Origin of the sequence: Oerskovia rustica (assembly GCF_014836555.1) — a bacterium.
GTDB classification, from domain to species: domain Bacteria; phylum Actinomycetota; class Actinomycetes; order Actinomycetales; family Cellulomonadaceae; genus Oerskovia; species Oerskovia rustica.
In genome coordinates this window covers 1-6,347 of record NZ_JACSQQ010000064.1, presented here as the reverse complement: position 1 = coordinate 6,347, position 6,347 = coordinate 1, and the positions used below count along the sequence as shown (strand labels likewise).

At 68.3% G+C, this 6,347-nt stretch carries 6 protein-coding genes and 1 pseudogene; 2 read left to right on the top strand and 5 right to left on the bottom strand.

The window, feature by feature from the left end; translation table 11 throughout:
* The 5 genes and pseudogenes from H9652_RS19320 to ctaE form a co-directional block, all read right to left on the bottom strand.
* Nucleotides 1–76: pseudogene (locus H9652_RS19320) on the bottom strand (superoxide dismutase); the annotation flags it as partial.
* Between the two features lie 177 nt (nucleotides 77–253).
* Complete coding sequence (gene qcrB, locus H9652_RS19315) at nucleotides 254–1,966, bottom strand: cytochrome bc1 complex cytochrome b subunit (protein ID WP_318244286.1); 1,713 nt, start codon at nucleotides 1,964–1,966, stop codon at nucleotides 254–256.
* Nucleotides 1,963–2,994: a cytochrome bc1 complex Rieske iron-sulfur subunit gene (gene qcrA, locus H9652_RS19310; protein ID WP_318244285.1), complete on the bottom strand. Its 1,032-nt coding sequence runs from the start codon at nucleotides 2,992–2,994 to the stop codon at nucleotides 1,963–1,965. Before qcrA ends, qcrB begins: the two co-directional genes overlap by 4 nt.
* Nucleotides 2,991–3,770, bottom strand: coding sequence for a cytochrome bc1 complex diheme cytochrome c subunit (gene qcrC / locus H9652_RS19305; protein ID WP_191798419.1), 780 nt, complete (start codon nucleotides 3,768–3,770; stop codon nucleotides 2,991–2,993). The genes qcrA and qcrC overlap by 4 nt, the downstream gene beginning before the upstream one ends.
* Nucleotides 3,771–3,851: 81 nt before the next feature.
* Entirely contained in the window at nucleotides 3,852–4,502 is a 651-nt protein-coding gene (gene ctaE, locus H9652_RS19300; RefSeq protein ID WP_138824252.1) for an aa3-type cytochrome oxidase subunit III, read from the bottom strand.
* A gap of 335 nt (nucleotides 4,503–4,837) precedes the next feature.
* Between ctaE and H9652_RS19295 the strand changes: the two genes are divergently transcribed.
* Both H9652_RS19295 and trpD read left to right on the top strand, forming a co-directional pair.
* Nucleotides 4,838–5,293 carry a hypothetical protein gene (locus H9652_RS19295; RefSeq protein WP_225228503.1) on the top strand — a complete coding sequence of 152 codons (456 nt, stop codon included), beginning with the start codon at nucleotides 4,838–4,840 and terminating at the stop codon, nucleotides 5,291–5,293.
* An 83-nt stretch (nucleotides 5,294–5,376) separates the two neighbouring features.
* Nucleotides 5,377–6,347: anthranilate phosphoribosyltransferase (gene trpD / locus H9652_RS19290; protein ID WP_225228505.1), on the top strand; the 971-nt coding region annotated here is incomplete at its 3' end.

Sequence of the window (6,347 nt, the reverse complement as noted above, 5' to 3'; positions counted from 1 at the left end):
CCATGATGCGGCCGGAGATGTGGGGCTCGAGTGCGCCGTAGTCGTACGACAGCTCGGGAAGGGTGTAGACAGCCATGCCGGAATGCCTCCTGGATCGGTGTGTCGTACCGCGGACGGTGCGACAACTGTGGCGAAAGGTTCGGCCGGTGCAAAACCGAGCGAACACGACACCCGTGGAACGCGAACGACCCGTGAGATGTTCCGGCTGGTGCCGGACCGTCTCACGGGTCGTCGTGCTCCGCAGGGGAGCGGGTCAGTGCTTGGTGCTGCCGGTGTCGTCAGGGCTGACGATGTGGCTGCCGCCACCCACCGCGGAACCGGACTCCACGGCGTGCGTGGTGTCCGCGGCGCCGAGAGCGTCGTGCTCGCCGTGCGAGTGGGACGCCGCCACCTCGGACGGGGTCACGGGCTCGACCCGGTCCTCGTAGAAGAAGCGCGACAGGCGCTGCATCCGGCGGTCCTTCTTGTAGCCCTTGCGGCGGACACCGCGAGAGTCGGTCGCCGGCTCGATCTCCAGGGGAGCGTGCGCCGTGTAGTTCACACGGAGCCAGCGCTCCTGGTCGTCGAGCGGGCGGTGGACCTCGATGTACTCGCCGTGCGCGAAGCGCACGATGCGTCCGGTCTCGTGCCCGTGCAGGACGAGCTCGCGATCCTTGCGCTGCAGCCCGAGGCAGATGCGCTTGGTGATCCAGAACGCGATCACCGGGCCGACGAAGAGCAGCACACGGAACACCCAGGTGATCGCGTTGATCGACAGGTGGAAGTGCGTCGCGATGAGGTCGTTCGATCCGGCGAGGGCCAGGATGATGAACGCCGTCAGGAAGCCGACGCCCAGGCCCGTGCGGGCCGGGACGTTGCGCGGACGGTCGAGCACGTGGTGCTCGCGCTTGTCCTTGGTCACGGCCGCCTCGAGGAACGGGTAGACCGCGAGGAACGTGAACAGCAGGCCCGGGATCACGACCGCCGGGATCAGGATGTTGAGCGAGAGCGTGTAGCCCGCGATCACGTACTCCGTCTGCCCCGGCATGAGTCGCAGCGAACCCTCGAGGAACAGCATGTACCAGTCGGGCTGAGCACCGGCCGAGACGGGGGAGGGGTCGTACGGTCCGTAGTTCCAGACGTTGTTGATGGCCATCGTGGCGCCCATCGCGGCGATGACTCCGAACACCACGAAGAAGAAGCCACCGGCCTTGGCGACGTACACGGGGAACAGCGGGAAGCCGACCACGTTGGCGTTGGTGCGGCCGCCACCCGGGTACTGCGTGTGCTTGTGCAGCACGACGAAGAACAGGTGGAGGGCGACGAGCGCCAGGATGAGGCCCGGGACCACGAGGATGTGCAGCGTGAAGAGCCTCGGGATGATGTGCTCGCCCGGGAACTCGCCACCGAAGATGAAGTACGACATGTACGAGCCGATGATCGGGATCGACTTGACGACGCCGTCGGTGATGCGCAGACCGTTGCCGGAGAGCACGTCGTCCGGGAGCGAGTAACCCGTGAAGCCCGCGGCGAGGCCGAGGATCATCAGGAGGAACCCGACCATCCAGTTGAGCTCACGCGGCTTGCGGAACGCCCCGGTGAAGAACACGCGCATCATGTGCGTCACGATCGCGGCCATGAAGAGCAGGGCCGACCAGTGGTGGATCTGACGCATCAGGAGACCGCCGCGCACCTCGAACGAGGTGTGAAGCGTCGAGGCGAAGGCCTCGGACATGAGCTGGCCGTCCATCGTGGCGGGCTCGCCGTGGTACGTGACCAGGCCCATGCTCGGCACGAAGAACATCGTCAGGAAGAATCCCGAGAGGATCAGGACGACGAACGAGTAGAGGGCGATCTCGCCCAGGAGGAACGACCAGTGGTCCGGGAAGACCTTGCGGGCGAACTCCTTGACGGCCCCGGCGATGCCGGTCCGCTGGTCCAGATAGTCTGCGGTCGCTTCAGCGGGTCCCGCGGTGCTGGTGCTCACTTGAGGCGCTCCCAGTAGCTCGGTCCGACGGGCTCCAGGAAGTCGCTCTGCGCGATCAGGTAGCCCTCGTCGTCAACGGTGATCGGCAGCTGCGGGAGCGGCCGCTTGGCGGGGCCGAAGACGACCTTGGCGCCGTCCGCGACGTCGAAGGTCGACTGGTGGCACGGGCACAGCAGGTGGTGCGTCTGCTGCTCGTAGAGCGCGACCGGGCACCCGACGTGGGTGCAGACCTTGGAGTAGGCGACGATCCCGTCGTAGGACCAGTCCTTGCGGTCCTCGGCCTCCTTGAGGTCACGAGGGTCGAGACGGACCATCAGGACGATTGCCTTGGCCTTCTCGGAGATCCACTCGTGCGAGGTGCGCACCTCTTCCGGCACGTCGGGGATGACGTGGAAGGCGCTGCCGATCGTGACGTCCTCGGCCTTGATCGGGCGGCCCGAGGGGTCGAGCGCGAGGCGCATCTTGGGCTTCCAGAGCGTGTGGCGGAACTTGTTGACGTTCCAGTCTCCACCCACCTCGGCCACGAGGGGAACAGCGATCGCGAGGGGGAAGAGCGCGAGAGCGGTGACGACCGCGCCCTTGAGCACGCCACGACGGGCGATGCCGGAGTCCTGTGCGCCCTCGGTGAGGGCCTGCACGGCCTCGGCGCGGACCGCGTCAGAGCTGCGCTGGCCGTGCCGCTCGTCGACGTGCTCGTGGTCCGACATGAGGGTCTTGGCCCAGTGCACGGCGGCGAGGCCGATGCCGAGGAGCGAGAACGCCAGGCCGAGCCCGATGATGAGGTTGGCCGTCCGGATCCCCGCGATCGAGGTGTCCTCGGGCAGTGCGAAGAACGCGACGAGCATGCCGATGGTGCCGATGATCGAGATCGTGAAGAGGATCACGACCTGCTTCTCGGCACGCTTGGCTGCCTTCGGGTCACGGTCTGCCATCCGGCTCTTGTGAGCCGGGATACCCGGATCCTGGAAGCGGTCGAGCTCGTGCCCGTCCTGCTTCGTCAGGTCCGTCGAGTGCTGGTTGTCGCTCACGACGACTTCGCTCCGATCCACACAGCGGCGCCGATCAGCAGGCCCATGCCCACGATCCACACCCAGAGGCCCTCGCTGACGGGGCCGAGAGAACCAAGGTCGAGTCCACCGGCGGAACCGTCACGCTGCTCGACGAGGTAGGCGATGACGTCGCGCTTCTCGTCGGGCGTCACGTTCATGTCGTTGAAGACCGGCATGGACTGCGGTCCGGTCTGCATCGCCTGGTAGATGTTGCGCTCCGAGGTCTCCCACAGCGGGGGCGCGAACTTGCCCTCGGAGAGGGCACCGCCCGCACCGACGGCGTTGTGGCACATCGCGCAGTTGGTGCGGAAGACCGCAGCACCGTTCGACGGGTCACCGAGCGAGGCGTCGACCTGCTCGTCCGTGGGGATCGCCGGGCCGGCGCCCAGGGAGGCGACGTACGCAGCGAGCTGCGCCGTCTGCTCCTCGTCGAACTGGCGCGGCTTCTGGATGGCCTGGGGGCCTTCCATCTGCATGGGCATACGACCGGTCGACACCTGGAAGTCGACAGCGGCCGCTCCGACGCCGACGAGGGACGGGACGGTGTCCGATCCCTCGGCGCTGGGGCCGTGGCAGGTGGCGCAGTTCGCCTGGAAAAGCTTCTGGCCTGTCTCGATGTCCTCGGTGCTGGCGGTGTCAGCGCTGGCTGGACTCGGGGCAAAGGCGGCGTAGACGCCGCCGGTGACCAGCAGCGCCAGCAGCAGCAGCACGACCGGTGCGAAGCGGTGGTGCCTGCGGGCGGCGAGTGCCTTCACGAAATGATCCTCGTCTCGCAAGTGGGGGGTGCAGGGGGCAGATGTGGTTGTCCGGGCATCGGTGCCGCGGGCGTCACCGCGTCAGCGGAGGATGTAGATCACGAAGAAGAGTGCGATCCACACGACGTCGACGAAGTGCCAGTAGTAGGACGTCACGATGCCGGTGGTGGCCTCGTGGTGCCCGAAGTTCTTGGCGGCGAAGGACCGACCGAGAAGGAACAGGAAGGCGATCAGACCACCCACGACGTGGAGTCCGTGGAAGCCCGTGGCCAGGAAGAAGACCGAGCCGTAGGGGTGCGACGAGATGGTGAGTCCCTCGTGCACGAGCTCGGCGTACTCGTAGACCTGACCGCCGATGAAGAACGCACCCATGAGGTACGTGAGCGTGATCCACTCGTTCATCCCCCACCGGTTGACCTGGAAGATCGATCCGGTGCGGACGGGCTGGAAACGCTCCGCCGCGAGGACACCCAGCTGGCACGTCACGGAGGACAGCACCAGGATCGACGTGTTGATCACGGCGAAGGGGATGTTGAGCTTCTCGGTCTGAGAAGCCCACTCCTCGGCGGGTATCACCGATCGAGCGGTGAAGTACATAGCGAACAGTCCAGCGAAGAACATGAGCTCGCTGGCCAGCCACACGATCGTCCCGACCGAGACAGGGTTCGGTCGGTTGACGCTCACGTGCTGGTGGGCGTGGGGGGCAGCCGTTGCGGTCGACACATCAGCCATTATGGCCGACCGCGGAGCGATTTGGACCACTGGATCGGGGGGTGGCGCGCGGCGAATCTCACAAACTCTCCAGATTCTCCCACCAAGCCCTGCACTTCATGACGGATCACGGTGAAGTGCCATGAAACGGCGGGATTTCGGGGGTCGTGACCACGGCCTGGAACGCCCGCGTCCGTCCCGGCGCGCGAGGATGTCGTCCGGGCCTGCGACGTGCCAAGATTCCCAGGAGTGCTGTGCCTCCGGCTCGGCGATCGCGGTGGTCTCCCACCGGACGACCGGCAGGCACGCAGGCTCGACCGGGAACCGGACGAGACCCGACCCAGAAGGAGGCGACGATGACGTCGACGACGAGCGACCTGACGACCACCCACCCGGAGCAGGACACGCTGTCCGAGGTCGGTCCGGTCCAGGCCGCGCGCGCGCCGCACATCCTGCTCTACAGCGACGACGTGACGGTGCGGGAGCAGGTGCGCCTCGCCGTCGGGCGTCGTGTCCGGGCCGGAGCACCCGACATCGTCTGGAAGGAGGTCGCGACCTCCACCGCGGTCGTGGCCGCTGCCGACGCGGGCGGGTGGGACCTGCTCGTGCTCGACGGCGAGGCCGACAAGGCCGGGGGCATGGGCCTGTGCCGCCAGCTCAAGAACGAGATCTTCCGGTGTCCTCCGGTTCTGGTCCTCACCGGCAGGCCGCAGGACGGTTGGCTAGCATCGTGGTCGCTCGCCGACGAGGCCGTCCCCCGGCCGTTCGACGCGATCGAGCTGCAGCGAGCGATCGTCTCGCTGATCGAATGACCTCATGAAGGGCAGATCCCGTGACCACGACACCGGGCACTCCGGCAACCGTCCCGTCCGTCCTCGCACCCCAGGGCACCTCCCTGGTGCCTGAGCAGACGGCGCCGTCGTGGCCGGGTCTCCTCTCGGAGCTCATCGCGGGGCGCGAGCTGAGCCCGGAGCTGACGGCGTGGGCCATGGGCATGGTCCTGTCGGGCGAGGTCAGCCCCGTCCGGCTCGCGGCGTTCCTCGTCGCGCTGCGGTCCAAGGGCGAGACCGTGGGCGAGCTGCGCGGCCTGGCCGACGCGATGCTGGCCCACGCGACCCGGTTCACGGTGCAGGGCCCGACGGTGGACATCGTCGGGACGGGCGGCGACCGTGCGCACACGGTCAACGTCTCGACCATGGCCGCTGTCGTGATCGCCGGGACGGGCGTGCGCGTCGTCAAGCACGGGAACCGCGCCGCGTCGTCGTCGTCGGGCTCGGCCGACGTGCTCGAGGTCCTGGGCATCCGCCTCGACCAGTCCCCGGAGCGGGTCACGCAGCTGGTCGAGGAGGTCGGCATCACGTTCTGCTTCGCGCAGGTCTTCCACCCCTCGTTCCGGCACTCGGCGGTCGCGCGCAAGGAGCTCGGGATCCCGACGGCGTTCAACTTCCTCGGGCCCCTCACGAATCCGGCCCAGCCCCCCGCGACCGCCGTCGGGGTCGCCGACGCGCGCATGGCCCCGCTCGTGGCCGGCGTCTTCGCGTCGCGCGGGACCTCGGCCCTCGTGTTCCGCGGGGACGACGGCCTCGACGAGCTCGCGGCGACCGGTACCTCGACCGTCTGGGAGGTGCGTGACGGCTCCGTCACGACCCGGTCGCTCGACGCGGCGGCCGAGCTGGGCCTGCAGCGGATCTCGGTCGAGGACCTGCGCGGGGCCGACGCGTCGTTCAACGCCGAGGTCGCGCGTCGCGTGCTGGCGGGCGAGACCGGGCCGGTGCGGGAGACCGTGCTGCTCAACGCCGCGGCCGCGCTCGTCGCGGACGCGAGCCTGCCCGGCACCGCCGAGGGGACCCGCGGCGCGCGTCTGCG